Source organism: Pararhodobacter marinus (genome assembly GCF_003122215.1).
In the GTDB taxonomy this organism is placed as follows: Bacteria; Pseudomonadota; Alphaproteobacteria; order Rhodobacterales; family Rhodobacteraceae; genus Pararhodobacter; species Pararhodobacter marinus.
Genome location: NZ_QEYD01000001.1, coordinates 361278 through 386899, shown reverse-complemented (window position 1 = coordinate 386899; position 25622 = coordinate 361278). Strand labels below are relative to the sequence as shown.

Here is a 25622-nt window from a genome sequence, read left to right as displayed (position 1 = left end):
AACACCTCGCCGCGATTGACAGCCCGCGACCAGCGGGGAACACTCGGTTCCGGACAGGGAAATGGCGGTTGGTATGGGTATCAGGATCTTCGTGCACGCGATGCGCATGGTTTTCGGCAATCTTCGCGCGGCGCTGCGGATCGGCGGCGTCGCCCTGGTCGTGCTTCTCGCGCTGGGGATCAGCGCGGGGCTGACCCCGCCGCCCGGCGCTCTCCACGGTCCTTCCACCGCGGGGATGGCCACGAACCTGTTGCTGACGATCGCGCGCGTCATCGTCGGCCTCTGGGTCGCCGTCGCCTGGCACCGCTTCATCCTGCTCGAGGAAACCCCCGGCGCCCTTCTGCCGCGCTGGAACGGCGCGGCGATCTGGGCCTATGTCAAGGCAGGCGTCGTGCTGGCGCTGATCGTCCTGCTGATTATTCTGCCCATCGCCTTCGTCGGGGGATTGCTGATGGTCCCGATGACCGCGTCCATGGCGACCTCGGCCTCGCCGCGGCTGCTCATGGCGCTGATCGGGTTGATCATCACCTTCCTGCCCGCCTGCTACATCTTCTACCGCCTGTCGCCGGTCCTGCCCGCCGCCGCCGTGGGGTCAAGACTGTCGCTGCGCGAAGCGTGGTTCCAGACCTCGCCGGGCGCCGGCGCCCTGGCGATGCTGACCCTGGTGTCCATCGTGGCCAGCTGGCTTGTTCAGTATCCCGGATTGCTGATCGCGGGCGTCACCCCCGCCATGGCACTGATCTGGATCACGGTGGTGCAATGGCTGGTGCTCATGGTCGGCGTCAGCATCGTGACCACGATTTACGGCCATTACGTCGAGAAACGAGACCTGAATGCCTGAGACAGACACCAAACCCCGTCCCGAACTTCTGCGCGGGGTGGTTCATCCCTGGCACCACGACATTTTCGGCCATATGAACGTGCGCCATTACGCGCCGTTCTTCGACGATGCCTCGTTTTTTCTCTACACCACGCTGAACATCCCGATCTCGTGGATGATGGAGGAACACGGCGTGCATATCGTCTCGGCCAAGGCCGAGACAAATTTCATCCGGGAACTCAAGGCCGGCGACAGCTTCATCATCGACGGCGCCGCGCGGCGTCTGGGCGGCAAGTCGATGACCTTCCACCTGCGGATGATCCATGCCGAAACCGGCGTGCTGCACGCGACCTATGACCTGACCGAGGTCTTCTTCGACCCCAGGACGCGGAAATCCGCCCCCATGCCCGAGGCCGTGCGCGAACGGCTCACACCGCACCTGATCGCCGATTGACGAAAGGGGCCGCCTCGCCGGCCGCCCCATCTTTGTTCCATAAATATCCCGGGGGGTGAGGCCGCAGGCCGAGGGGGGCAGCGCCCCCCTCCCTGGATCACAGCACGTAACGGCTCAGATCCGCCGAGCGCGACAATTCGCCGATATTCGCCTCGACATAGGCCGCGTCCACCGTCACCGTCTCGCCGCCCTTGTCCGGTGCCACGAAGCTCAGCTCCTCGAACACCCGCTCCATCACCGTGTAAAGCCGGCGCGCGCCGATATTCTCGACGCTCTCGTTCACCTCGGCGGCGATCCGTGCCAGCGCGCGGATGCCGTCTTCGGTGAAGCTGACGCCGACCGCCTCGGTCTCCATCAGAGCCGCGTATTGCCGCGTCAGCGCGTTGTCGGTCTCGGTGAGGATGCGGACGAAATCGTCCTCGCTCAGCGCCCGCAGCTCGACCCGGATCGGCAGCCGGCCCTGAAGCTCGGGCAGCAGATCCGAGGGTTTGGCGACGTGGAACGCGCCCGAGGCGATGAACAGGATGTGGTCCGTTTTCACCGGCCCGTGCTTTGTCGACACCGTCGTGCCCTCGATCAGCGGCAGCAGGTCACGCTGAACGCCCTCGCGGCTGACATCGGCGCCGCGCGTCTCGGCGCGGGCGCAGACCTTGTCGATCTCGTCGAGGAAGACGATGCCGTTTTGCTCGACCGCTTCCAGCGCGGCGGCTTTCACGGTCTCTTCGTCCAGCAGTTTGTCGGCCTCTTCGCTCAGCAGGATCTCGTGGCTTTCCTCGACCGTCATGCGCTTCTTGACCTTGCGCTGACCGAAGGCCTTGCCGAAGATATCGCCCAGGTTCATCCCCTGCGCCTGCATGCCCGGAAGCTCGAGCATCGGCATCGCGGGCGGCGCGTCCGAGACTTCCAGCTCGATCACGGTATCGTCCAGCTCGCCCGCGCGCAGCTTCTTGCGGAACAGGTCCCGCGTGCCCGAGCGCGCCTCCTTGCCCGCGATCGCGTCCAGAACCCGCTCTTCGGCATTCTGTTGCGCGCGGGCGGCGACCTCGCCGCGCATCGCTTCGCGGGTCATCACCATGGCGCTGTCCACCAGATCGCGGATGATCTGCTCCACGTCGCGGCCAACATAGCCCACCTCGGTGAATTTCGTCGCCTCGACCTTCAGGAAGGGTGCCTTGGCCAGCTTGGCCAGACGGCGGCTGATCTCGGTCTTGCCGACGCCGGTGGGGCCGATCATCAGGATATTCTTGGGATAGACCTCGTCGCGCAGATCGGCGCCCAGCCGCTTGCGGCGCCAGCGGTTGCGCAGGGCCACGGCGACGGCGCGCTTGGCGTCGGCCTGGCCGATGATGAAGCGATCCAGCTCGCTGACGATTTCGCGGGGGGTCAGGTCGGTCATGGGAACTCCTTCGTGCGTTTCCCACTTGGGCGCTCACCGCCCGGATGGCAAGAGGCGGGGCGGTTTCCCGCCGCCGCCTCGCACCGGCGCGGGCACGCTCAGTCCTTCAGGAAATCCAAGAGCGCCTTGTTGAACGCCTCGGGATGGCTGGTATTGCAGCCATGCGGCGCGTCGGGGATCGTCACCAGTTCGGCATGGGTCACCATGCGGTGCGTGCGCTGACCCGAGCCTTCGAACGGCACGATCCCGTCGGCCAGCCCGTGCAGCACCAGAGCGGGGATCTCGATCTTGATCAGGTCGTCGCGGAAATCGGTGGTCGCCCAGGCCTGCATGCAGCCAAGCGCGGCATCGGGCGAGCTTTGCTTGCACAATTCCAGCGCCTCGTCCCGCTCTTCCCCGGTGACTTTCAGCGTATCGCCCGCGGTGAAGAAATCCTTGGTGAACTGCTCGAAGAACGCCTGCCGGTCGGCGCGCAGGTTCGTTTCGAAGTCTTCGGCGGTGGCGTCGTCCAGCGGGCCTTCGGGATTGTCGTCGCTCTTTTTCAGATAGGGCGGCACGGCCGAGGCGAAGACGACGCTGCGCAACCGGTCCTCGCCATGCGTGGCGACATAGCGCGCCACCTCGCCACCGCCCATCGAGAACCCGACCAGCGTGGCATCGCGCAGGTCCAGATCGGTCATCAGCCGGTCCAGATCCTGCGTCAGCGTGTCGTAATCGTAGCCCGTCGCGGGCTTGTCCGACCGACCGAAGCCGCGCCGGTCATAGGCGATGACGCGGTAACCGGCCTGGGTCAGGGCGGGGATCTGCTTGGACCAGGCGGCCGACGACAGCGGCCAGCCATGGATCAGCACGACGGGACGGCCCGTCCCGCCGGTATCCTGATAATAAAGGGGCATGCGGTTTTCTCCTGTTCATTGTCAGAGAGAAAACCGGCAGGCCCGGGTCAGGGTTCCTTGCGGATCGTTTCGACCGTCAGGTTGCCGTTGGTATAGACGCAGATCGACGCGGCGATCTCCATCGCCTTGCGCGCGATTGTCTCGCCGTCCCAGTCGGTCTCCATCAGGCCCCGCGCGGCGGCGGCGGCGAAATTGCCGCCCGAGCCGATCGCGGCGATGTCATGCTCGGGTTCCAGCACGTCGCCCGCGCCGGTCAGCACGAACAGCTCGGCCCCGTCGGTGACGATCAGCATCGCTTCCAGATTGCGCAGATACTTGTCGGTGCGCCAGTCCTTGGCCAGTTCGACACAGGCGCGTGCCAGCTGGCCGGGGGTCGATTCCAGCTTTTTCTCCAGCCGCTCGAGCAGCGTGAAGGCATCGGCGGTCGAGCCCGCGAAGCCCACGACGATCTCGCGCCCCGCCGGACCGACGCGCCGTACCTTGCGGGCGGTGCCCTTGATCACGGTCTGGCCCAGGCTCACCTGCCCGTCGCCCGCGACCACGACCTGTCCGCCGCGGCGAACCGCCAGAATCGTCGTGCCGTGCCAGCCGGGAAACTTGTCGTCTGCCATTGCGCATCCCTTTCCTGTTCCGGCCCTATATGGCTTCGGGGTCGCGCCGTCGCAAGGCACGGCCCCTCTGGCAGCGCCCGTCGCGCGCGGCTAGTCTGCGCGCATGAACGCCGTGCACCCCCCCGTTTTTCTGCCCGATCCCGACGCCACCGATGCGCTGGCCGCGCGGCTGGCCGCCCGTTTAGGCGCAGGCGACGTGCTGTTGCTGGAAGGACAGATCGGCGCGGGCAAGACGCATCTGGCCCGGGCGCTGATCCGCGCGCGGGGCGTGGCCGAGGACGTGCCGTCGCCCACCTTCACGCTGGTTCAGGTCTATGACAGCGACGCGGGCGAGATCTGGCACGCCGATCTTTACCGGCTGGGCGATCCCGACGAAGTGATCGAGCTGGGCCTTGCCGAGGCTTTCGACACCGCGCTCTGCCTTGTCGAATGGCCCGGCAAGCTGGGCCTCGACCGGCCCCGGGGCGCGCTGGAACTGCGCTTGTCGCTGAGCGGCGAGGGGCGCTGCGTGGCCTTTCTGTCCGACGATCCGGCATGGGAGACACGGCTTGCAGATCTTTGACCCCAGCCCCGCGCCCCGCGTCTTCGGCATCCCCCCCGGCGCCGATTTTCCCGCCGAACTGGCGCGGGGGCTTCGCGCACGCTTTGCCGGACACCCGCCCGAGGCCCTGGCCCGGTGCGAGGTGCTGGTCAACACCGCGCGGATGCAGACCCGGCTGAGGGACGCGCTGATGACCCACGGTCCGGGCTTTCTGCCCCGGATCCGACTTCTGACCGAGATCGCGGGCGGCGAGGTCGATCCGCCCCTGCGCACCCGGTTCGAGCTGTCCCGGCTGATCCGCCAACTGCTGCAGGCCGAGCCCGATCTGGGTCCGACCTCGGCGGCCTTCTCGCTGGCCGAAAGCCTGTTTCGTCTGCTCGACGAGATGCAGGGCGAGGGCGTGTCGATGGATATCCTCGACGATCTCGACGTCTCGCAGCATTCGCTGCACTGGGACCGCTCGCTGCGGTTCATCCGGCTGATCGCGCGCTTTCTGGGCCCGGCTTCGGGCGGGCAGGCGCGGCTGCGCGCCGCGGTGACGCAGCTGGTCGCCGACTGGCAGGACGCGCCGCCCGCGCATCCGCTGATCGTCGCCGGTTCCACCGGCTCGCGCGGGCCGAACGCGATGCTGATGCAGGCGGTCAGCCGTTTGCCGCAGGGTGCGCTGGTCCTGCCGGGCTTCGATTTCGACCTGCCGGGCGCGGTCTGGCGGCAGCTCAACGAACCGCTGGAATCCGAAGATCACCCGCAATTCCGCTATGCGCATCTGATGGCCGCGCTGGACCTGCCGCCGCGCGCGGTGCAGGGCTGGAGCGCGGCCCCGGCGCCCGATGCCGCGCGCAACGCGCTGATCTCGCTGGCGCTTCGGCCCGCGCCCGTGACCGACCAATGGCTGCGCGACGGCCCGGCCTTGGGCGATCTGCACGAAGCGACCGCGCATCTGTCGCTGATCGAGGCGCCCAGCCCCCGCGCCGAGGCGCAGGCAATCGCGCTCTGTCTGCGCGACGCTGCCGTGCAGGGCCGGCGCGCCGCCCTCATCACCCCCGACCGGAAGCTTGCGCGCCGCGTCACCGCCGCGCTCGACCGCTGGCATCTGGTCCCCGATGACAGCGCCGGGCGGCCGCTGGGCCTGTCCGCGCCGGGCCGCTTCCTGCGCCAGACGGCCGAGCTGATGACCGGGACCGTCACGGCCGAGGCGCTTATTGCCCTGCTCAAGCATCCGCTGGCCCACAGCGCCGGCGGGCGCGGCGATCACCTGCGCCACCTGCGCGATCTGGAGCTGTACCTGCGCCGTTACGCGGTGCCTTTCCCCGACGCCGACGCGCTGGCCGATTTCGCCGCCAAGGGGCCCGAGCGCGGCGATTGGGCCGCGTGCCTGTCCGGGGCGCTGGGCACGAAGCCCGACGAAGGCGAGCGCCCGCTGGAAGACTGGGTCGCGGCGCACGAGGCGTTCGCCGCGCGCCTTGCCGGAGGCACGCAGGAAGGCACGGGCGAGCTGTGGCTGAAAGAGGCGGGCCGCGCCGCCCGCGCGCTGTTCGACGAGCTGACGCTTCACGCCGAACATGGCGGCGACGTGACCGGGCGCGACTACCTGGCCATTCTGGACGCGCTGTTCGTCGGCAAGGAGGTGCGCGAGATTACCCAGAGCCACCCCGAGGTGATGATCTGGGGCACGCTGGAAGCGCGCGCTCAGGGGGCGGATCTGGTGATCCTGGGCGGGCTGACCGAAGGGACATGGCCCTCGGCGCCCAGCCCGGACCCGTGGTTCAACCGCCAGATGCGGCGCGATGCCGGGCTGTTGCTGCCCGAACGCCAGATCGGCCTGTCCGCGCACGATTTCCAGCAGGCCGCGGGCGCGCCCGAGGTGGTGCTGTCGCGCGCCGCGCGCAATGCCGAGGCGCAGACCGTGCCGTCGCGCTGGCTCAACCGGCTGACCAACCTGATTGCCGGGCTGCCGGGGCAGGGGGGTGACGCCGCGCTGGCGGCGATGCGCGAACGGGGGCGTCACTGGCTGCAGCAGGCGCAGATCCTCGACGCCGATCTGCGCGCGGTGCCCGAGCCCAGCAAGCGGCGCAATCCGCGCCCGGCGCCCGCCCCGCCGGTCTCGGCGCGGCTGAAGGGTCTGCCGGTGACGCGGGTCGAGATGCTGATCCGCGACCCCTATCACATCTATGCCGAGCGGATCCTGAAACTGTCGCCGCTCGACCCGCTGTCGCCGCAGGCCGATGCGCGGCTGCGCGGGACGGTGCTGCACCGGGTGCCCGAGGAATATCTGAAGACCCATCCGCCCGGCACGCCGCCCGACCGCGAGGCCTTTCTGCGGATCGCGGAACAGGTGCTGGACGCGTCTTGCCCCTGGCCCGCGACCCGCCAGCACTGGCGCGCGCGGCTCGATCCGGTGGCGCAGGATTTCGTCACCTGGAACGCGGCGCTTCCCGGCACACCGGTGCTGAGCGAACAGAAAGGCGCGATGACACTGGCCGAGCCGCCCTTCACGCTGACCGGGAAACCCGACCGCATCGACCGGCTGCCCGACGGGCGGCTGCAGATCTACGATTACAAGACCGGCGCGCTGCCCGGTGCGAAAGAGGTCGTGCATTTCAACATCCAGCTGAAACTGCTGGCGCTGATGGCGATGCAGGACGCGTTCGGCATCGGCGCGGGCGACGTGGCGCTGGCCGAGTTCGTCTCGCTCGGGTCGAAATTCGCGCGGCGCGATGGCGGCGCCGATCCTGACAGCGTGGCCGATACCCGCGCGCGGCTGTTGCGGTTCATCGCCACCTATCGCCGGCCGGATCAGGGCTTCACCGCCCTGCGCGCACCGAAATTCGAAGACCGCGCAGGCGATTACGATGCGTTGTCGCGGCGCGGCGAATGGGAGATCACCGACCGTCCCGAAACCCAGCGCGTCGGAGACCACGATGAATGAAGCCTCGCTGAACCAGATCCGCGCGGCCGATCCGCGGGCCTCGACCTGGCTGTCGGCCAATGCCGGGTCGGGCAAGACCAAGGTGCTGATCGACCGGGTGGCGCGGCTTTTGCTGAACGGCACGCCGCCGCAGCGCATCCTGTGCCTGACCTATACCAAGGCCGCCGCCAGCGAGATGCAGAACCGGCTGTTCGCGCGGCTGGGCGGCTGGGCCATGCTGGACGACGCGGCGCTGATCGCCCAGCTGCGCGAGATGGGTGAAGAGCATCTTGACCCTGACATCCTGCCCCGCGCGCGGCGCCTGTTCGCCCGCGCGATCGAAACGCCGGGCGGGCTGAAGATCCAGACCATCCACGCCTTCTGTTCGGCCCTGTTGCGTCGGTTCCCGCTGGAAGCGGCGGTTTCGCCCGATTTCACCGAGATCGAGGAACGCAGCCTGCAGCAATTGCGTATGGAGCTTCTCGACCGGTTGGCCAGCGGCGCCGAGGCGACGATCCTGCGCGCGGTCCTGACGCTCTTGGGGGAAGAGGCGTTCGCCCGGCTGCTTTCGGATCTGGGCCGCCACCGCGACGCTTTCACCGGCGATGCGCCCGATCTGGACCGGCTGTTCGACTTGCCCAAGGGCGCGACGCTGGACGGGGTGCTGGCCAGCGTGTTCGACGGGGACGAGGGGGATCTCTTCGCCCGCCTCATCCCCAAGCTGCGGCAGGGCGGGCCCAACGACAACAAGCTGGCCGATGCGCTGTTCGGTCTGGTGCCGGGGCTCGACGCGCTGCCGGTGCTGGAGGAAAAGCTGCTGACCGGCGCGGGCGCGAAAGAGCCCTTCGTCGCCAAGACCGGCAAACACGCGACGAAGCCCACGCAAAAGCTGATCGGCCCCGACGATCTGGATGCGCTCGACCGGCTGGGCGAGCGGGTCGAGGCCGCGCGCCTGTTGCGCCTTGCCCTGGCCTCGCGCGATGCCGCTGCCGCTTTGCATGCCTTCGCGCGCGCATGGTTGCCCGCGCTCGATGCTGCGAAGGCCGCGCGCGGCTGGCTGGATTTCGACGACCTGATCCGCCTTGCGCGCGACTTGCTGTCGAAAAGCGAAGTCGCTCAATGGGTTCTGTTCAAGCTCGATGGCGGGATCGACCATATCCTTGTCGACGAGGCGCAGGATACCTCGCCCGGACAATGGCAGGTGATCGACCTTCTGACGCAGGAATTCACCGTCGGCGAAGGCGCGCGCGAAACCGAACGCACGATCTTCGTCGTCGGCGACCGCAAGCAGTCGATCTATTCCTTTCAGGGCGCCGACCTGCAGGGGTTCGAGACCACGCGCGACCGTTTCGATGCCCGCATGGCCGCGTCGCAGCAGCATCTCAACCGGATGGAGCTGAAGCATTCGTTCCGCTCGTCCGACGCGGTGTTGCGGCTTGTCGATCAGTGTTTCGCGCAGGATGCCGGCGGGCTGGGCGGCACGCCCGAGCATCTGGCGTTTCATCCCGCGATGCCCGGTCGGGTCGATCTGTGGCCCGCGATTCCCAAGCCCGACAAGGCCGAGGAAACCGATTGGGAAGACCCGATCGACCGCCCGTCCCCCGACAATGCCGAAGCCGAGCTTGCCCGCCGTCTGGCCGCCGAGATCCGCGCGATGCTGGAGCGCGGCGAGCAGATCCAGACCCGCGACGGTCCGCGCCCGGTCCATGAAGGCGACGTGCTGATCCTTGTCCGCCGCCGCCGCCTGCTGTTTCACGCCATCATCCGCGCCTGCAAGGCCGAAGGGCTGGAAATCGCCGGGGCCGACCGGCTGGCGCTGGGTGAGGTGCTGGCGGTCAAGGACCTGATCGCGCTGTTGCGGTTCCTTGCCTTGCCCGAAGACGATCTGTCGCTGGCCACGGTTTTGCGCTCGCCGCTGTTCGGGCTGGACGAAGACGCGCTGTTCCGGCTGGCGCATGGGCGGCCGGGCTATCTGTGGGAAAAGCTGCGCAAGGACGAGGCGGCTTATGCCCCGATCCTGAGCGTGCTGAACGACCTGCGCGACCAGGTCGATTTTTTGCGCCCTTACGAGTTGATCGAACGCGTGCTCATCCGCCATGACGGGCGGCGGCGCATCCGCGCCCGCTTCGGCGCCGAGGCCGAGGATGCGCTCGAAGCCTTCGTCGATCTGGCGATGGCCTATGAACAGGGGCATGTGCCCTCGCTCGACGGGTTCCTCGGTTGGCTCGATGCCTCGGATGCCGAGGTTCAGCGACAGGCCGAAGGGAAGGGGCGCTGCATCCGGGTGATGACGGTGCATGGTTCCAAGGGGCTGGAATCGCCCATCGTCATCCTGCCCGACACCGCCTATCGGCAGGACCCGCGCGGCGGGGCCGTGACCGCGGCTGCGGGCGTGCCGATCCTGCGCGCGACGAAGGACAACGCGACCGAGTTGCAGCGCGAGGCCGATCAGCACGATCAGGACCTGCGCAGCGAAGAGGGCGATCGCCTGCTTTACGTCGCGCTGACGCGGGCGGAAAGCTGGCTCATCGTCTGCGGCGCGGGCGAGGTCGACAAGCCCTGCTGGTATCAGAGCGTCGCCATGGCCCTGCCGGCGCTGGGCACCGTACCTCTGGACTCGCCCACCGGGCCGGGCCTGCGGCACGCGCATGGCGACTGGCCGGCGGCGCAGCCCGGCACCGCGCGGCAGAAGACCGAGGCGGCGCCGTCTCTCGACCTGCCGCCGCTGCCCGTCCTGCCGCATCGCCCGCCCGCGCTGACCCCCTCGGCGCTGGGCGGGGCCAAGGCGCTGCCGCTTCTGGATGGCGGCCCGCCCGAGGACAGCGAACAGGCGATGGCGCGCGGCACGCTGATCCACCTTCTGCTGGAACATCTGGCCCCCCTTGCGCCCGAGACCCGCGCCGCGCGGGGCCAGATCCTGACCGCCGGGCGCGTGGGCGGGCCCGACGCGCTGGCGCAAGCGCTTGCCGTGTTGGAGAATCCCGACCTTGCCCCTGTCATGGGCCCCGACGCGCTGGTCGAGGTGGCTTTGTCGGGCATCTGGAACGGACAGCCGATCTGGGGCGTGATCGACCGGCTGATCGTAACGCCCGACCGGGTGCTGGCGGTCGATTTCAAATCCAACCGGCAGGTTCCCGCCCGTGCCGATGCGGTGCCCGAGGGGCTGTTGCGGCAAATGGGCGCCTATGCGCATCTGCTGCGTGGGGTCTATCCTGATCGCCGGGTCGAGTGCGCGCTGTTGTGGACCGCGACCGCGACGCTGATGCCGCTATCGGCCGAGGCCGTCGCGGCGGCGCTCGCACAGGCCGCCCTTGACCCCGATCCGGGGGGTTCCTAGTTAGAGACAGACCCTAAGTTCAGCCCCCCACAGCATCCGATTCCGTCAGGAGATTCCGACATGGCTACTTTTCCCGTGACCGACGCCACCTTCGATGACGAAGTGCGCAACAGCGACCTGCCCGTCGTCATCGATTTCTGGGCCGAATGGTGCGGCCCGTGCAAGCAGATCGGCCCGGCGCTGGAAGAGCTGTCGGAACAGTTCGAAGGCCGCGTGAAGATCGCCAAGGTCAATGTCGACGAGAATCCGCAAGTGACCGCGGCGATGGGCATCCGTGGCATCCCGGCGCTGTTCCTCGTGAAGGACGGCCAGATTGTCGCCAACAAGGTCGGCGCGGCGCCCAAGGCCGCGCTGCAAAGCTGGATCGAAGGCTCTATCTGAGCCCTTCATCCGTGTTGGCAGGGAAACGCCGGGTCGGAGGACCCGGCGTTTCTCGTTCCAGCGGGCGGTCGCCTGTCTTCAGGCGCTGGCCCGAAAGCCCTGCGCGGCGTTGCTTTCGGGATGCGCTCCTGCGCCCGGCGCGAAGCGGATCATGATCGCCCCGGTCGAAGTGCGGCGGGCATCGACTTGCAACGTTTCGCCATCGGCCAGCTGCATCGGGCCCCGGATCGTCGTCGCTTCGGCCCGGTTGACGCGGGCAAGGGCTGCGATCCTGTCCCATAATCCGGGGTCGTCGCCCGCCTCGCGCCAGTTGTCCAGCGCTTCGTTCAGCGTCACGGCGGTGAGCGTCTCTTCCCCGTCGAGCGTCCACAGCTCGGAAAAGGCGGCGTTCGTCAACACCAATTCGCCATTCGGCGCGAAGACCGCGATGGCTTCGTCAAGCTGGTTCAGCACCGACTGGCTGGTTTCCATCTCGGCGCGGACATTGCGGGTCAGATGCGTTTCCGAGGTGATATCCTCGATCAGGAAGGCCAGCGCGCCGTCGGGATGGGGACTGGCGGTGACGCGAAACGTCTGGCCCGAGGCCAGGCTCCAGGTTTCTTCGAAACCGCCGGTGGGCGCGCTCATCTCGATATCCAGCAACCGCTTGGCCCAGCTGCGATAATCGCGCGGTTCGGGCAGGACATGCTTGTCGCGCATCCGGTTCAGGAACCCCTCGATCCCCGGTTTGGACAGCAGGAATTCAGGCTCCAGCCCGGTCAGATCGGTCAGCGCCGGGTTGAACATCTGCAGCCGCCGCGACCGGTCGAAAACGGCCAGCCCGATCGGCAACGTGGCAAAGGTTTTCGTCAGGGTCTGCACGAAATCATGCTTCGCCCGCTCGGCCCGGTGCGCGGCATCGGCGGAGACGGCGAAATTCAGCGTGCCGCTCTCGTGTCCGACCCGCGAGATGTCGAACCACCGGTCGCGCAGGCCCCGGGGCGTGGCCCGGCAGGGCGCGCCGCCCGGCTCGCCCGTCGTGTTGAACAGCGCGGGCATCGGCCAGCGCAGCGCGCCGCCGGGATCGGCGTCGGTCAGGCATCGCAGATAGGCGGCATTGGCCCAGGTCACGCGCGCGCCGCCGTCTTCGCGCCACAACAGCAGCGGGGCGTGTTCCGTCACATCGCGCAAGAGCGTCAGTTCGTCATGCAGCGCGCGATAGCTCAGGCGGTCCAGAACCACGCTCGCATCTTCGGCGCGCGGGTCTATGACCACGATCCGGATCGCCCCCGCCACCCAGTCGAGCGCCAGCTCCAGCCCGGCGTCGGACTGCCCGGCAAGCCGCGCGTGCTGCGTCACCGGCAGATCGTCAAGCCGGGCCTGGAAATCGGCGAATTCGGCCATCAGGAAGCGCGACAGCCGGGGCCAGTCTTCGGCCGAGCCTTCATCGGCGTGGCGCAGCGAATCCAGCAAGGCGGCGCCCCGCGGATTGACATCGACCAGCGTGCCGGAATCGAGCAGAAAGGCCGCATCGCCCCCCGGCCCCAAAGCCTGGATTTCCGACCGGCGCGGGCCGCGCAGGGCCGCGGCAAAAAGCAGGATCGCGACCACGGTCAGGGCCGATGTCCCCGTGAGAACGAGCGCAAAGGTCAATGACGCGGCCATAATCCCCCCAAATCCACAGATCGGAAGCGATCCCGCACACAGCACTCGTTACGCGGAACGGCGATTCCCGGTATCGCTCAAGCCTTTGCCGGATTGGTTAAATCACCGTTAATGCCGGGACCGGGCGGTTTAGTGGATCGGCGCATTGTCCCCCAGCGCCCGGCGCGGATCTGCCTGGATGGCGGTGAGCGGCCAGCGGACCTCGGCCAGCGCGCCGCAGCGTGCCTCCGGCGCCTTGCGCGGATGCCCGTTGCCCGCACAGTTGCGAAACCGCACCTCGGCCCCGGTCCGTGCCAGCAGCGTCTTGGCAATGAACAGGCCCAGTCCCATCCCTTCGTATTCGGGCCGGGATTCGTCACGCGGGGCGGCACCGTGGCGGTCGCGCAGATAAGGGTCGCCGATCCGGGTCAACAGATGCGGCGGAAAGCCCGGCCCGTCATCGATCACCCGCACGGACAAATGGGTCTGCGTCAGGTCGGCCTCGATCCAGACGCTGGACTGCGCGAAATCGACCGCGTTCTGGATCAGGTTGCGCAGCCCGTGGATGATCTCGGGGCGGCGCTGGATCTCGGTGGTGCGGGCCTCGTCGCCGACGATATCGAGGATCAGAGCCTTGCCCCGGTCGGCATGGGGCGCGGCGGCCTCGTCCAGCACCGTCTCGATGGGCGCGTGATGCACGTGCAGGTCGGTCTTTCCCGCCTGTCCCATCGAGCGCAGGATCGCCCGGCAGCGGTCGGCCTGTTCGCGCAACAGCCGCGCATCCTCTTTCAGCTCGGGATCGTCCAGCGCGTCGATCAGCTCGGACGAGACCAGCTTGATCGTCGCCAGCGGCGTGCCCAGCTCATGCGCCGCGGCGGCCACCACGCCGCCCAGATCGGTCAGCTTCTGTTCCCGCGCCAGCGCCAGCGAGGTCGCCAGCAGCGCCTCGGTCAGCGCGTGTTTCTCGGCCGCGACCGAGCGCGAATAGAGCCCGATAAAGGCGATGCCGATCACCAGCGCGATCCAGAACCCGAAGCGGAACAGGTCGGGCAGGACCAGGATATCGCCGTTCACCGTGCGCAAAGGCTCGAACGAAAACGCCAGCAACGACGCCAGCGCCACCGCCAGCCCGCCGAGGATCAACACCGAGCGCAGGGTCAGCGCCGTCGCGGCGATGGTCACGGGCGCGATCAGCAACAGCCCGAACGGGTTGTTCATGCCCCCGGTAAGAAACAGCAACAGCGCAAGCTGGGTCGTGTCGAAGACCAGCGTGAGCAGCGCCTCGGTTTCCGACAGCCGGCGCGAGCGGGGAAACACCACCGTCGACAACAGGTTCGAGGCCGCCGACACCGCCACAACGGCCAGACACAGGCTCAGCGCGAAGTACAGGTCGAAGACGTAATGCGCGATCAACAGCGCAAAGACCTGACCGCTTGCGGCCAGCCAGCGTACGCGCGTCAGGGTCTGCAGGCGTACCCACTGGCCCTGAACATCGCGGTTCATCAATCCCCGGGCTTGTCTGTCCATCGGCGTCCTGTTGTCGCGGAGAGGGATTTGCGCCTTGTTACGCGCGCAGGGCTAAGGCATCAAGCGCGGGAAAGTCACATGAGGAATGCGGGAATGACACGCAGCTATGCCATCGGGGCCGCCGCCTTTGTAACGCTTATGCTTGTGACGCTGGCGGTGCTGGCCTTTCTGCAGCCGCCGTGGATGCGCCAGCTTCTGGGCATGTCCGACGATCCCTTCGCGCCCTGCCGCACCTCGGTGGCGATGGGCGGGCTCGATCAGATCGGCGGCCCGTTCGAGCTGATCAACGCGCAGGGCGAGACGGTCACCGATGCCGATGTGATCACGCAACCATCGATCCTGTATTTCGGCTATACCTTCTGCCCCGATGTCTGCCCGCTCGACAGCGCCCGTAACGCGCTGGCGACCGAGATCCTTGAAGCCGAGGGCGAGACCGTGCAGCCCGTCTTCATCTCGGTCGATCCCGCGCGCGACACGCCCGAGGTGGTGGGCGAATTCGCCTCGATCTTCCACCCGCGCATGGTGGGCCTGACCGGCAGCGACGAACAGGTCCGCGCCGCTTCGCGCGCCTACCGCACCTATTTCAGCCGCAACGACGGCGACGGGTCGGACGAATTCTACCTCGTCGATCACTCGACCTTCAGCTATCTCGTGCTGCCCGGTCACGGCACGGTCGAGATCTTCCGCCATGACGAAAGCGCCGAAGCGGTCGCGGAAAAGACCCAGTGTTTCCTGTCCAACGCCTGAGAGGATCGGGCTGTCGCGCGAACACGAAGGCGGCAAATCGCATCCGAATTTGATTTCCGCGCGTAAGCTGACTAGATCGTTAAAGGAAACCCGAGGACCTGCGCATGAGCGATGACACCCAGCTCGATCTTGGCGACGACCCGTCCCTTCTTCTGGTCGATGATGACGAGGTGTTCCTCAAGCGGCTCGCCCGCGCGATGGAACGGCGCGGATTCGTGGTCGATACCGCCGGTTCGGTTGCCGCCGGCAAGGCTCTGGCCGTCTCCCGCCCGCCCGCTTACGCGGTGATCGACCTGCGGCTTGAAGACGGCAACGGGCTCGACGTGGTCGAGGCCCTGCGCGCCAAGCGCCCCGATGCGCGTATCGTCGTGCTGACCGGCTACGGCGCCATCGCCACCGCCGTCGCGGCGGTCAAGATCGGCGCCACAGACTACCTGTCGAAGCCCGCCGATGCCGGCGAGGTGGTCAACGCCCTGCTTCAGCGCGAAGGCGACGTTCTGCCCGAGCCGCCGGAAAACCCGATGTCCGCCGATCGCGTCCGGTGGGAACATATTCAGCGCGTCTACGAGCAATGCGACCGCAATGTCAGCGAGACCGCGCGCCGGCTGTCGATGCATCGCCGCACCCTGCAACGCATCCTCGCCAAACGCTCCCCGCGTTAGGGCGGGCTGCGCCGGGGGCTGTGGCCGGATCTCTTCCGACTGATGGGGGTACGGGAAGTACCCGTGACGCGCTTTGCGCGGCCTCCGGCGCCTCCCTGCCGCGCGGATCGAGGGGTGTCGGGGGCCATCCCGCCGTGGTGTCCCATCTCATGGTTTCCCCCGGCAAAGTCGCGTCCCCGGACGCGACATGTCGGCGTCGCATCGCGCGGACAGAAATGCGAGGGACCTTGCGCTCAGAGTATCCCTCCGGGGGAATCGGCCCTGTCTCCGTGTTATCACGAACCGTGCGCCTCGCTCCGACAGGCGCTCGTTTCCTCAATCGTGTGGACGCCAGCGTTCCGGCACAACCCGCCGCAAGCTGCGCGATAGCCGCTCCGTCAGATCGATGGCCCGTCTCTGTAAGCGGCTCACCCGTCAGGCTTTTCCGTCGATCTCAGCCATGAGCGCGGCGTGGCGGGCGATGTAGTCGGCGCGGACTTCGGCGGGCGGGCGCGGGGTGATCCGGATGCCCTCGACCGCGTCGCCGGGGCGACCGAAAATGCGGTTGGCTTCGTCTTGCGAGAATCCCGCGATCTGCGTCGCTTCCAGCCAGGCGCTCAGTGTATCCGCGCGCTTGATCCGCGCCTTGATCGTCTTCGGCAGCGCCGAGGGCAGGCCGAAGCGCAGGTGGATCGCCGTCGTCAGCCGCGCATCCAGCGTCCCGTAACCCGGCCCCACGGCGGCTTTCACCGGCGAGATCATGTCGCCGATCACGTATTCCGGTGCGTCGTGCAGCAGCGCGGCCAGCCGCCAGCGCGCGGGCCAGCCGGGGTTGAGCCGGCCGACCAGCGTTTCCACCAGCAGCGAATGCTCGGCCACCGAATAGGGCCAGTCGCCGGTGGTCTGCCCGTTCCATCGCGCGACGAAGGCAAGGCCATGCGCGATGTCCTCAAGCTCGATATCCATCGGCGTCGGGTCCAGCAGGTCGAGCCTGCGGCCCGACAGCATCCGTTGCCACGCGCGCGGCTGTTTCATGGGCGGGTCTTCATGGGCGTCTCCGGGGGCGCGGTGCCCCGCGCCGGACGGCGGTGCGGGGGCCGTTTCCCGGTCGATACCCAATCCGATGGCGTCGCTCAACCCGTTCGGCTGGTCGGCTGAACGCCGTCCCCGGCGAAACCCGCGCGCTGTCCTACCCGCCGAACCGCGCGAACAGTCCCAGAACGACGGGACTCCCCGCCGCAGCCGCCAGCACCAGCACCGCGAGACCCAGCCACAGGGGGCCCCGGCGCGGCGCGGGCGGCGCAGGTTCCGGGGGGGCGGGCGTGTCGCCCTGCGGCCAGGGGGTGCCATCTGTCAGCGCGGCGCCGAAGGCCCGGCCCAGCGGGTCGTCGTCTTCCTCCTCGTCCTCGTCGAGCCAGGCGGCGGCGGTCAGGATTGCCGGTTTGCGGTCGGGCGCAGGCCTTTCGTCGTCGCCTCCATCGCCCAGCGCGAGGGCGGAATAGGGCGCGCGCACCCGCTCGGGCTTTCCGATCCCCGCGACCGAGGCCATGAGGCTTTCGATATCGATCGACGGCGCGTCTTTGGGACGCGTGCCGGAAGCGCGCGCCGGGCGCGCAGCCGTCCCGTCGGGATTGGCGACGGAAGCCGTCCGGTCAGCGGCCTGCGGATCAGGCGGTTCGGACGCGCCCTTGCCGCCCGCTTTCCCCCGTTTTCCCGAGGGTCGGCGCAGGCTGCGCAACGAAGGCCAGCGCCCCGTCAGCGCGGCCCGGCGCGGCGGCGGCGCGGGCGGCGCGTTGGGGTTGCGCAAGATCCCCACCCGGGCCTGCAAGTCCTTCCCATGCCGGATACCCCGCGCGGGCGGCGCACCGATGGCGGCGTCTGGGTCGGTCAGATCGGAATCGGCATGCTCCATGCGCCCAAGACTGCGCCGAAGATATTAACAAGATCCGAAGAGCGGAGGATGAAAAACGGCCGGGCACAAAGCCCGGCCGTCGGAAATGCGTCGCGCAAGGCGCGGTTCAGGAGATCTTCGTCCCCGCCGGCGCACCGGCCTGGGCTTGCCGCGCCAGTTGCTGGCGGTACATGCCCATGAAATCGATCATGTCGAGGTTCAGCGGCGGGAAGCCGCCGTCGCGGGTCACGTCCGAGATGATGCGGCGCGCGAAGGGGAAGACGATGCGCGGGCATTCGATCAGCAGGAACGGGTGCATCTGGTCCTGCGGCAGGCCGTCGATCAGGAAGATGCCGCCATATTCCAGCTCGACCAGATACAGGACCTTGCCGGTTTCCTTGTGCTTCGACTCGATCTTGTATTTCGAGATGACCTCGTAATGGCCGTCGGTGTCGCGCTTTTTCGCGTCCAGGCTGACCTGCACCTGAATGTCCGGCTGGCCCGGGGGCAGCACGCCGTCGCCGCGGACGACCGCGTTCTCGAACGACAGGTCGCGCACGAATTGCGCCAGAACCTGGAACTTCACCTGCGGTTGCCCGCCGGGCTGCGCGCCCGCCGGGGCGTCAGGCTGAGGCGTCGCGCCGTTGCCACTTTCGGCCATGAAACTCTCCTGCATCGGTCATGTGTCGCGGCGGTTCTAGCAGGTGCTTTGCGCTGCCTCAATGGCGCTGGGCCATACCCCCGCGCCATTCCCGGCCATCCGGGACGGCTTTCAGGGGCGCCGGTCGTCGATCCTGTGATCGGGGTCGATGGGGTCGGGGCGCGGCTCGTGCACGGTGAACTCGCCGTCGACCACGTCGCCGCGCCGATAGGTCGAGGTGGTCACCACCGTGGTCCGCGCGCCGATGCCGCGCACGATGGCGCGTTGCAGCGGCGGGATCAGCAGGACCAAGCCCAGGGCGTCGGTCAGAAAGCCCGGAAGGATCAGCAGGATCCCCGACAGCACGCTGAACGCCCCCTGCGCGACGAAGGTACCCGGCGCGACCCGCAGGCCGCCCTGCATCATCGCCACCGCGCGGCTTCGCTGGCCGCGCAGGATCGCGGCGCCCAGAAGCGCGCTGAGCACGATCAGCGCAAGGGTGGCGCCCACGCCGATCTCGCCGCCGATGGCGATGAACAGCGCGATCTCGATGAGCGGCATCAGGACGAAGACCAACAAGGCGGGCAAGACGATTCCTTTCGACAATGCGTGCCCCGCCTGCGGTAGACACGGGGCGTCACGCACCCTACATAGTCAACGATTGAATGAAACCAAGCCCGAGCCACGCCCCGAGGACATGATGGATTCCGCAGTGATACAACTTCTCGTTCTGGCCGGTATTGCGGTTTTCCTGATCCTGAAGCTGCGCAGCGTGCTGGGAACCCGCGACGGGTACGAGCGTCCGCCCGAGCCGATGACCGGCCCCGCGCCGCAGGGTCAGGCGCCCCAGCGCGGCTTCGAAGTGATCGAGGGTGGGGAAGATCACGACATTACCGATCACGTTCCCGCCAGTTCGGACGCCGCCGTTGCCCTGGCGGCGATGAAACGCGCCGAGCCGTCGTTCAGCGTGTCGGAATTCCTGGGCGGGGCGCGCGGCGCCTACGAGATGATCCTCATGGGGTTCGAGCGCGGCGAGCTGGACGACCTGGTCCCGTTCCTGTCGCGCGACGTGTTCGAAAGCTTCGACGAGGTCGTGCAGCTGCGCGATCGCGAGGGCCTGAAGGTCGAGGCCAATTTCGTCGGCCTGCGCGAGATCGGCATTTCCTCGGCCCGGTTCGATCCGACCAGCCGCGAGGCCGAGATCACCATCCGCTTCGTGGGCGAATTGACGCAGGTGGTCTATGACCGCGACGGCAACGCTGTCGAAGGCGACCCGAACCAGATCAAGCAACAGCGCGACAACTGGACCTTTGCCCGCGTGATGGGGTCGGACAATCCGAACTGGCGACTGGTCGCAACGGGCGACTGATCCGCAACCGGAGGGTATCTCATGCCCCGCCGGCGTCTGACCGAAGACGAGCGCGACTTGTGGCAAAGGGTGGCGCGCAGCGCCAACCGGCTGCATGCTTCGTCCGACCCGGCGAAACCCGATCTGCGCGACGGCCCGGTCCCCGATCCGCGCGCGCCGTCCGCCCCGCAGGGTGCGGCCCCGGCACCCGCGCCTGTTCCGGGCCGCATGACCTTTCCAAAGCCGCAGCCCCATAGCCATCCCAAGACGCGCGTCGATCTGGCCGAAAGCGTCGGCGACCGGCTGGCGCGCGAGCCCGTGCGCATGGATCGCAACCTTCATCGCTCGATGACGCGCGGCAAGCTCGAACCCGAGGCGCGGATCGACCTGCACGGCATGACCGTCGCGCAGGCGCATACCGCTCTTCTGGGTTTCGTGATGAGCGCCCATGCGCGCGGATTGCGGCTGGTGCTGGTGATCACCGGGAAGGGGCGCAAGGCGGGGCCCGATCACGCGGCGCCGATGCCCGTGCGGCAGGGCGTTCTGAAGCATGAGGTTCCGCAATGGCTGCGCGCCGCGCCGCTGGGGCCGCTGGTGCTGGAAACCCGCGAGGCGCATCGCAGCCATGGCGGCACCGGCGCCTATTACGTCTATCTGCGGCGGCGGCGTTAGCGGTCGTCTGACGCCGCGCCCTCGGACGTGGCCTGCGTCGCGTCGGGCTCGTCGTCGATCACCATCCGCCGCAACCACCAGGGCAGCACGGCGGGACGCCCGGTCGAGCCGCCGGAGCCGGTCAGATCCTCTTGTATCTCGTTGAACGGCGTCAGGATCACCTGCCCGGTATTCTGCAAGGTCAGGAACGCCGCCGGCAGCAGTGGCACCCGGCCCGAGACTTCGTCCTCGAGCGAGGCATTCATCTGCGCCAGCAGGCGGTTCAGCTCGGGCGAGGACCCCATGGTGAAATGCCCCGCGCCGCGCGCGAAGGCGCTCACGTCGATCACCGTCAGGTCCAGATCGGCGACCGCGCTGGGATCGGTCATATTGCCCAGCCGCGCGGCCTCGCCGGTCATGCTGGCCGACAGCGTCAGGATCCGGTCGCGCTGCGATGTGACGATGACGAACAGGTCGGGCAGGTCCCCCATCGCCCGCACCTGCTGGCGGAACAGCTCGACATCGATATCGGGGGACAGCAGGATCACGCCCTCGACATTGCGCAGGACCGGATCGTTCATCAGCGCCATCTGCCGCAGCGTCTCCATCGTCAGCTGCGACCCCATCGAATGCGCCAGAATGGTGATCCGCGTCACGCCCGCGGCACGGATCTGCCGCAGCATCTGCATCAGCCCGTCGCGCGCGAACAGCGCGCTGTCGCGGTCATGCGCATAGGCCAGCGGCGCGCCCAGCGAGGGCCAGGAATAATGCAGCATCACGCCGGGCATCTGCAGGTCGTAATCCAGCTGCGCGGTGCGATAGACGCCCTCGATAAAGGCGTTGTTGAAGCCATGGACGAAAACCACCGCCTCGCGTTCCGAGCGCGGCTCCTGCGCGATCTCGGCCCGCAGGGCGTCGCGGAACGCCTCGGCGCTCAGCGGCTCGTCCCCGGCCAGCATGAAATGTTCGCGCGGATCGGCCTGCTGGCGCGTCCGCTGGCGCGGGATCTCGCCCGAGTCGCGGTCATCGGGGATCGACACGACATACCGGCCATAGCGGATCTCTTCGGCCCGATCGGTCCCCGGTACGTCCTGTTCGGGATCGGGGCCGCGCGTCGTCCCCACCAGGATCGTGCGCAGGGTCGCTCCCGGAACGCTGCCGCCCGGCGCATCGACGTAGTCGACCTGTGCCCTTACCGCGCAGGCGGCAAGAATGGTCAGTGAAAGAAGCAAGATCGCGCGCATCATGCGGTCCCCGAACCCGGTCAGCGCCGTGATACATCACCCTTCCCCAAGCGTCATGCAAACAATGTCGCCCTGCGCGATTCTGTCCTCCCAATACGGTGCCATCCGCAGTATGGACGCGGTATGCGCGATATCCTGACCTCTGCCCGCCAAGCCGCCGACAGCCTCCGGTCCCTGTTCGACCCGACGCCGCTGCAGCGCAACGACCATCTCTCGAAGCGCTTCGGTGCCGATATCTGGCTCAAGCGCGAGGATCTGACGCCGGTGCGCAGCTACAAGATCCGGGGCGCGGTCAATGCCATGCGGCGGGTGCTGGAACAGGATCCCGCGCATGAAACCTTCGTCTGCGCCTCGGCCGGGAACCATGCGCAGGGCGTGGCCTTTGCCTGCCGCCATTTCGGCAAGCGCGGCGTGATCTTCATGCCCGTGACCACGCCGAAACAGAAGATCGACAAAACCCGCACCTTCGGCGGCGACCAGGTCGAGATCCGGCTGACCGGCGATTATTTCGACCAGTCGCTTTCCGCCGCGCAGGCTTTCTGCACCGAGGTGAACGGCCATTTCCTGTCGCCCTTCGACGATGACGACGTGATCGAGGGTCAGGCCAGCGTCGGGGTCGAGATCATGGACCAGATGGGCCAGGCGCCCGACATGATCGTCCTGCCGGTGGGCGGTGGCGGTCTGTCCTCGGGCGTGCGGCGCTATTTCGACGCGCTGGGCAACCCGCCCGAGTTCCGCTTCATCGAGCCCGCGGGCGGTGCCAGCCTGACGGCGGCGTTGCAGGCGGGTGCGCCGGTCACGCTGCCGCGCGTCGACAGTTTCGTCGACGGCGCCGCCGTCGCCCGCATCGGCGCGCGTCCCTTCGCCGCTCTGGCCGATATCGACCCCGCCCATGTGTTGTTGGCGCCCGAGGACCGGATCTGCGTCACCATGCTGGAAATGCTGAATGTCGAGGGGATCGTGCTGGAACCGGCGGGCGCGCTGTCCGTCGATTGCCTGCCCGCTCTGGCCGATCAGATCGCCGGCAAGACCGTGGTATGCCTGACTTCGGGCGGAAATTTCGATTTCGAGCGCCTGCCCGAGGTCCGCGAACGCGCCATGCGCTATGCCGGAACGAAGAAATACTTCATCCTGCGGCTGCCGCAGCGTCCGGGCGCGCTGCGCGACTTTCTCGAGATCCTCGGCCCCGAGGACGACATCGCCCGTTTCGAATACCTGAAGAAATCCGCGCGCAATTTCGGCTCGGTGCTGATCGGGATCGAAACCGCGCGGGCAGAGAATATCGACGCACTGTTCCGGCGGATGGATGTCGCCGGCTTCGATTACCGCGATGTCACCGTGGATGAGACGCTGGCGAACTTCCTCGTGTGAACCAGTCCATGCCGCGGCTCACGCCGCGCGCTGGGCCAGTCCGACCTGGAATTCCTTCAGCGAACCGGCATAAAGCGCGCGGATCGCGTCCAGGTCGATCGTCTCGGTCTGGCCCGCATGGGCGTCGTTCTCGGCCGTGGCGCAGGCGTCGGCGAACTGGCTGAAGCCCAGGTTCAGCGCGGCGCCCTTGAGGAAATGCAGCGTTTCGGCAAGCGTCGTGGCATCGGCGGTGGCGGTCAGGCTGGCCAGCGCTTCCTCGACTTCCTGGATGAAGACCTTGACGACATCGGGAAAGGCATCGCCCATATCCGCGCGCAATTCGTCGACCTGGGCCCAGTCAATGACGGTATCGACCATGACGGTCCCTCCTTCCTGCCAAAAAGAACATCAAGGCAACGTCTGCGTGAAAGCCTAATGCCAGACGCCGGATGAAAACAATGCAACCTTTCAACACTTGTTAGGTATTACATTCCACCGTGGCGGCAACCGAAACCTTGGGTGCCGTTTGTCCGCATTTGCCACACCATCGAACCAGACGCGCCCGTCCGGACCGGATGCCGCGTCCTCTTCCGCCGGTCTGCCCGGGGCCGGGCGTGCGATTCGCAACGTGCTGATCGTCGATGATTCGCGCGCGCAGCGCCTGGTGCTGGAAGCCGGGCTCAGGGATCAGGACCTGACCATCTTCCATGCCTCGTCCGGGGCCGAGGCGCTGGATCTCTGCGCGCAGGTCGATATCGACCTTGTGCTGTCGGACTGGATGATGCCCGGCATGACCGGGATCGAGTTCTGCCGCGCCCTGCGCGCGATGCCCTCGGACCGCTATGTCTATTTCATCCTTCTGACGTCGAAATCGGACAAGGGCGCGGTGGCCGAAGGGCTGGATGTCGGTGCCGACGACTTCCTGACCAAGCCGCCGGCCGCCGACGAGTTGCGCGCGCGGATCAACGCGGGCGACCGGGTGCTGGCCATGGAGCGGGCGCTGCGGGGAAACAACGCGCTGCTGACCGAAGCGCTCGACCGGCTTCGCGCGGTCCACGATTCCCTCAACCGCGATCTGAACGAAGCGCGCGCCTTGCAGCAATCGTTGCTGCGCGACAGCGAGCATGTCTATGACGAGGGCCGCATCAACCTGTTGTTGCGCTCGTCGGGGCATGTCGGCGGCGACATGGTGGGGTTCTTCGACATCTCGCCCGGCGTGACGGGGCTATACGCCTTCGACGTGTCGGGGCACGGCGTTGCGTCCGCGCTGTTGACCGCGCGGTTGTCGGGGTCCTTGTCCAGCAATCAGCCCGGCCAGAACATCGCCATCGTCGCCACGCCGCACGGCCCGATCGGCCGGCCCCCGGCCCAGGTCGCCGTCGTGCTGAACCGGATGTTGCTGACGCAGATCGACACCGAACGCTACCTGACGCTGGCCTATGCCGAGATCGACCGCGCGAATGGCCGCGTGCGGCTGGTGCAGGCGGGCCATCCGCATCCGCTGATCCTGCATGAGGACGGCAGTTTCACCGCGCTGGGCGACGGGGGACTGCCCATCGGGCTTCTGGACAGCGCGCATTGGTCGGGGATCGAAACCACGCTCAGACCGGGCGAGCGGTTGCTTCTGGTGTCGGACGGGGTCACGGAATGCCCCGATCCGCAGGGCATCGAACTGGGACAGGCGGGGCTGGAACGCATCCTGCGCGGGCTGGCCGGGCTGCAGGGTGCCGACCTGCTGACCGCGCTGATCTGGGAACTGGGCCGCTGGCACGGCAACGACGATTTCCCCGACGACATCAGCCTTGCGCTGTTCGATTACGGCTTCGGGCTGTGATCGGTCCGCTCGCGCGCCTCGAGCCGCGCTTCGATCGCCTTCAGCCGCAACAGCACCTCGTCGCGGTATTCGTCCGTGCGCGCGCTGCTTTCCTCGTTATGGGCATCCTGCATCGAGTTGACGATCAGGCCCACCAGCAGGTTCACCACTGCGAAGGTGGTGATCAGGATGAAGGGCACGAAGAATGCCCAGGCATAGGGATAGACCGCCATCACCGGGCGAACGATGCCCATCGACCAGCTTTCCAGCGTCATGATCTGGAACAGCGAATAGGTCGAGGCGCCCAGATCCCCGAACCATTCGGGAAAGCCCGGACCGAACAATTGCGTGGCCAGCACCGCCGAGATGTAGAAAATCATCCCCATCAGCACGATGACCGAGCCCATGCCCGGGATCGCCCGCACGAAGCCCTCGACCACCCGGCGCAGGGCCGGCGCGACCGAGATCACGCGCAGCAGACGCAGGACCCTGAGCGCGCGCAGAACGCTGAGCGTGTGCCCACCCGGGACCAGCGAAATCCCGACGATGACGAAATCGAACAGGTTCCAGCCGTTGCGGAAGAAAGCCAGCCGCTGGACATACATCTTGGCCAGCAGCTCGACCACGAAGATCGCAAGACAGGCGGTGTCGATGGCCACGATCAGCGGGCCGAACTTCGCCATCAGCGGCGCGGACGTCTCCATCCCCAGCACAACGGCATTGATCAGGATGACGACGATGATAGCATTGCTCACCATCGGGCGGGCAAGGATGGATTGAAGGCGGTCGCGAAGGCTCATACA

General features: G+C 67.6%; 24 protein-coding genes. 12 read left to right on the top strand and 12 right to left on the bottom strand.

Annotated elements, in window-relative coordinates; all coding sequences use genetic code 11:
- Positions 1-73: 73 nt before the first annotated feature.
- The gene (locus tag C4N9_RS01930; RefSeq protein WP_109531586.1) at positions 74-841 is read left to right on the top strand and encodes a hypothetical protein; all 768 of its coding nucleotides are present in this window, start codon (positions 74-76) and stop codon (positions 839-841) included.
- Positions 834-1274, top strand: coding sequence for an acyl-CoA thioesterase (locus C4N9_RS01925; protein ID WP_109531585.1), 441 nt, complete (start codon positions 834-836; stop codon positions 1272-1274). The genes C4N9_RS01930 and C4N9_RS01925 overlap by 8 nt, the downstream gene beginning before the upstream one ends.
- Positions 1275-1371: 97 nt before the next feature.
- Here the strand turns inward: C4N9_RS01925 and hslU are convergent, their stop codons facing one another.
- The 3 genes from hslU to hslV form a co-directional block, all read right to left on the bottom strand.
- Positions 1372-2670 carry an ATP-dependent protease ATPase subunit HslU gene (gene hslU, locus C4N9_RS01920; RefSeq protein ID WP_109531584.1) on the bottom strand — a complete coding sequence of 433 codons (1299 nt, stop codon included), beginning with the start codon at positions 2668-2670 and terminating at the stop codon, positions 1372-1374.
- A gap of 98 nt (positions 2671-2768) precedes the next feature.
- Complete coding sequence (locus C4N9_RS01915) at positions 2769-3566, bottom strand: alpha/beta fold hydrolase (protein ID WP_109531583.1); 798 nt, start codon at positions 3564-3566, stop codon at positions 2769-2771.
- A 47-nt stretch (positions 3567-3613) separates the two neighbouring features.
- Entirely contained in the window at positions 3614-4177 is a 564-nt protein-coding gene (hslV, locus tag C4N9_RS01910; protein ID WP_109531582.1) for an ATP-dependent protease subunit HslV, read from the bottom strand.
- 103 nt (positions 4178-4280) lie between these two features.
- Here hslV and tsaE point away from each other — a divergent pair, with 103 nt between their 5' ends.
- Genes tsaE through trxA form a run of 4 tightly spaced genes read left to right on the top strand, consistent with a single transcriptional unit; the run spans position 4281 to position 11344 of the window.
- A complete protein-coding gene (gene tsaE, locus C4N9_RS01905; RefSeq protein WP_109531581.1) occupies positions 4281-4739 on the top strand; it encodes a tRNA (adenosine(37)-N6)-threonylcarbamoyltransferase complex ATPase subunit type 1 TsaE in 459 nt (152 codons plus the stop codon).
- A complete protein-coding gene (gene addB / locus C4N9_RS01900; protein WP_342748760.1) occupies positions 4726-7647 on the top strand; it encodes a double-strand break repair protein AddB in 2922 nt (973 codons plus the stop codon). The genes tsaE and addB overlap by 14 nt, the downstream gene beginning before the upstream one ends.
- A complete protein-coding gene (gene addA / locus C4N9_RS01895; RefSeq protein ID WP_109531580.1) occupies positions 7640-10963 on the top strand; it encodes a double-strand break repair helicase AddA in 3324 nt (1107 codons plus the stop codon). Before addB ends, addA begins: the two co-directional genes overlap by 8 nt.
- Positions 10964-11023: 60 nt before the next feature.
- Positions 11024-11344, top strand: coding sequence for a thioredoxin (gene trxA, locus C4N9_RS01890; protein WP_109531579.1), 321 nt, complete (start codon positions 11024-11026; stop codon positions 11342-11344).
- 78 nt (positions 11345-11422) lie between these two features.
- Here the strand turns inward: trxA and C4N9_RS01885 are convergent, their stop codons facing one another.
- Positions 11423-12988 (bottom strand): PAS-domain containing protein, encoded by a 1566-nt coding sequence (locus C4N9_RS01885; protein ID WP_109531578.1) that lies wholly within the window; start codon positions 12986-12988, stop codon positions 11423-11425.
- Positions 12989-13117: 129 nt separating this feature from the next.
- A complete protein-coding gene (regB, locus tag C4N9_RS01880) occupies positions 13118-14494 on the bottom strand; it encodes a sensor histidine kinase RegB (RefSeq protein ID WP_109531577.1) in 1377 nt (458 codons plus the stop codon).
- Between the two features lie 93 nt (positions 14495-14587).
- Here regB and C4N9_RS01875 point away from each other — a divergent pair, with 93 nt between their 5' ends.
- Both C4N9_RS01875 and C4N9_RS01870 read left to right on the top strand, forming a co-directional pair.
- The gene (locus C4N9_RS01875; protein ID WP_109531576.1) at positions 14588-15241 is read left to right on the top strand and encodes an SCO family protein; all 654 of its coding nucleotides are present in this window, start codon (positions 14588-14590) and stop codon (positions 15239-15241) included.
- A gap of 104 nt (positions 15242-15345) precedes the next feature.
- A complete protein-coding gene (locus tag C4N9_RS01870; RefSeq protein WP_109531575.1) occupies positions 15346-15903 on the top strand; it encodes an ActR/PrrA/RegA family redox response regulator transcription factor in 558 nt (185 codons plus the stop codon).
- Between the two features lie 414 nt (positions 15904-16317).
- Here the strand turns inward: C4N9_RS01870 and C4N9_RS01865 are convergent, their stop codons facing one another.
- The 4 genes from C4N9_RS01865 to C4N9_RS01850 form a co-directional block, all read right to left on the bottom strand.
- A complete protein-coding gene (locus C4N9_RS01865) occupies positions 16318-16917 on the bottom strand; it encodes an HD domain-containing protein (protein WP_109531574.1) in 600 nt (199 codons plus the stop codon).
- A 154-nt stretch (positions 16918-17071) separates the two neighbouring features.
- Entirely contained in the window at positions 17072-17794 is a 723-nt protein-coding gene (locus C4N9_RS01860) for a hypothetical protein (protein ID WP_109531573.1), read from the bottom strand.
- A 106-nt stretch (positions 17795-17900) separates the two neighbouring features.
- Positions 17901-18434, bottom strand: coding sequence for a protein-export chaperone SecB (secB, locus tag C4N9_RS01855; protein WP_109531572.1), 534 nt, complete (start codon positions 18432-18434; stop codon positions 17901-17903).
- Positions 18435-18545: 111 nt separating this feature from the next.
- Positions 18546-19001: an FxsA family protein gene (locus tag C4N9_RS01850; protein ID WP_109531571.1), complete on the bottom strand. Its 456-nt coding sequence runs from the start codon at positions 18999-19001 to the stop codon at positions 18546-18548.
- A gap of 112 nt (positions 19002-19113) precedes the next feature.
- Here C4N9_RS01850 and C4N9_RS01845 point away from each other — a divergent pair, with 112 nt between their 5' ends.
- On the top strand, positions 19114-19782 hold the full coding sequence (locus C4N9_RS01845; RefSeq protein WP_109531757.1) for a Tim44/TimA family putative adaptor protein: 669 nt from the start codon (positions 19114-19116) through the stop codon (positions 19780-19782).
- Positions 19783-19803: 21 nt separating this feature from the next.
- Positions 19804-20433 carry a Smr/MutS family protein gene (locus C4N9_RS01840; RefSeq protein ID WP_109531570.1) on the top strand — a complete coding sequence of 210 codons (630 nt, stop codon included), beginning with the start codon at positions 19804-19806 and terminating at the stop codon, positions 20431-20433.
- Here the strand turns inward: C4N9_RS01840 and C4N9_RS01835 are convergent.
- Positions 20430-21656, bottom strand: coding sequence for an alpha/beta hydrolase (locus C4N9_RS01835; RefSeq protein ID WP_168192087.1), 1227 nt, complete (start codon positions 21654-21656; stop codon positions 20430-20432). The two genes, C4N9_RS01840 and C4N9_RS01835, sit on opposite strands and share 4 nt — an antisense overlap.
- Positions 21657-21779: 123 nt before the next feature.
- On the opposite strand from C4N9_RS01835, the gene ilvA reads away from it, so the two are divergent.
- Positions 21780-23027, top strand: coding sequence for a threonine ammonia-lyase IlvA (ilvA, locus tag C4N9_RS01830; RefSeq protein ID WP_109531568.1), 1248 nt, complete (start codon positions 21780-21782; stop codon positions 23025-23027).
- Positions 23028-23045: 18 nt separating this feature from the next.
- Here ilvA and C4N9_RS01825 read toward each other — a convergent pair whose 3' ends face one another.
- Complete coding sequence (locus C4N9_RS01825; protein WP_109531567.1) at positions 23046-23384, bottom strand: Hpt domain-containing protein; 339 nt, start codon at positions 23382-23384, stop codon at positions 23046-23048.
- Positions 23385-23634: 250 nt separating this feature from the next.
- Here C4N9_RS01825 and C4N9_RS01820 point away from each other — a divergent pair, with 250 nt between their 5' ends.
- Positions 23635-24840 (top strand): PP2C family protein-serine/threonine phosphatase, encoded by a 1206-nt coding sequence (locus tag C4N9_RS01820; protein WP_109531566.1) that lies wholly within the window; start codon positions 23635-23637, stop codon positions 24838-24840.
- Here C4N9_RS01820 and C4N9_RS01815 read toward each other — a convergent pair.
- Positions 24822-25619 (bottom strand): ion transporter, encoded by a 798-nt coding sequence (locus tag C4N9_RS01815; RefSeq protein WP_109531565.1) that lies wholly within the window; start codon positions 25617-25619, stop codon positions 24822-24824. The two genes, C4N9_RS01820 and C4N9_RS01815, sit on opposite strands and share 19 nt — an antisense overlap.
- Positions 25620-25622: the final 3 nt, after the last annotated feature.

Excerpts from the sequence above, each read along its gene's own strand:
- C4N9_RS01930 (WP_109531586.1), top strand. The coding sequence starts at position 74 with ATGGGTATCAGGATCTTCGTGCACGCGATGCGCATGGTTTTCGGCAAT.
- trxA (WP_109531579.1), top strand. The coding sequence starts at position 11,024 with ATGGCTACTTTTCCCGTGACCGACGCCACCTTCGATGACGAAGTGCGC.
- C4N9_RS01860 (WP_109531573.1), bottom strand. The coding sequence starts at position 17,794 with ATGGAGCATGCCGATTCCGATCTGACCGACCCAGACGCCGCCATCGGT.
- C4N9_RS01885 (WP_109531578.1), bottom strand. The coding sequence starts at position 12,988 with ATGGCCGCGTCATTGACCTTTGCGCTCGTTCTCACGGGGACATCGGCC.
- C4N9_RS01815 (WP_109531565.1), bottom strand. The coding sequence starts at position 25,619 with ATGAGCCTTCGCGACCGCCTTCAATCCATCCTTGCCCGCCCGATGGTG.
- C4N9_RS01925 (WP_109531585.1), top strand. The coding sequence starts at position 834 with ATGCCTGAGACAGACACCAAACCCCGTCCCGAACTTCTGCGCGGGGTG.
- tsaE (WP_109531581.1), top strand. The coding sequence starts at position 4,281 with ATGAACGCCGTGCACCCCCCCGTTTTTCTGCCCGATCCCGACGCCACC.
- C4N9_RS01875 (WP_109531576.1), top strand. The coding sequence starts at position 14,588 with ATGACACGCAGCTATGCCATCGGGGCCGCCGCCTTTGTAACGCTTATG.
- regB (WP_109531577.1), bottom strand. The coding sequence starts at position 14,494 with ATGGACAGACAAGCCCGGGGATTGATGAACCGCGATGTTCAGGGCCAG.
- C4N9_RS01865 (WP_109531574.1), bottom strand. The coding sequence starts at position 16,917 with ATGAAACAGCCGCGCGCGTGGCAACGGATGCTGTCGGGCCGCAGGCTC.
- C4N9_RS01835 (WP_168192087.1), bottom strand. The coding sequence starts at position 21,656 with ATGCGCGCGATCTTGCTTCTTTCACTGACCATTCTTGCCGCCTGCGCG.
- C4N9_RS01915 (WP_109531583.1), bottom strand. The coding sequence starts at position 3,566 with ATGCCCCTTTATTATCAGGATACCGGCGGGACGGGCCGTCCCGTCGTG.
- secB (WP_109531572.1), bottom strand. The coding sequence starts at position 18,434 with ATGGCCGAAAGTGGCAACGGCGCGACGCCTCAGCCTGACGCCCCGGCG.
- C4N9_RS01840 (WP_109531570.1), top strand. The coding sequence starts at position 19,804 with ATGCCCCGCCGGCGTCTGACCGAAGACGAGCGCGACTTGTGGCAAAGG.
- C4N9_RS01870 (WP_109531575.1), top strand. The coding sequence starts at position 15,346 with ATGAGCGATGACACCCAGCTCGATCTTGGCGACGACCCGTCCCTTCTT.
- addA (WP_109531580.1), top strand. The coding sequence starts at position 7,640 with ATGAATGAAGCCTCGCTGAACCAGATCCGCGCGGCCGATCCGCGGGCC.
- C4N9_RS01845 (WP_109531757.1), top strand. The coding sequence starts at position 19,114 with ATGGATTCCGCAGTGATACAACTTCTCGTTCTGGCCGGTATTGCGGTT.
- hslU (WP_109531584.1), bottom strand. The coding sequence starts at position 2,670 with ATGACCGACCTGACCCCCCGCGAAATCGTCAGCGAGCTGGATCGCTTC.
- C4N9_RS01825 (WP_109531567.1), bottom strand. The coding sequence starts at position 23,384 with ATGGTCGATACCGTCATTGACTGGGCCCAGGTCGACGAATTGCGCGCG.
- ilvA (WP_109531568.1), top strand. The coding sequence starts at position 21,780 with ATGCGCGATATCCTGACCTCTGCCCGCCAAGCCGCCGACAGCCTCCGG.
- hslV (WP_109531582.1), bottom strand. The coding sequence starts at position 4,177 with ATGGCAGACGACAAGTTTCCCGGCTGGCACGGCACGACGATTCTGGCG.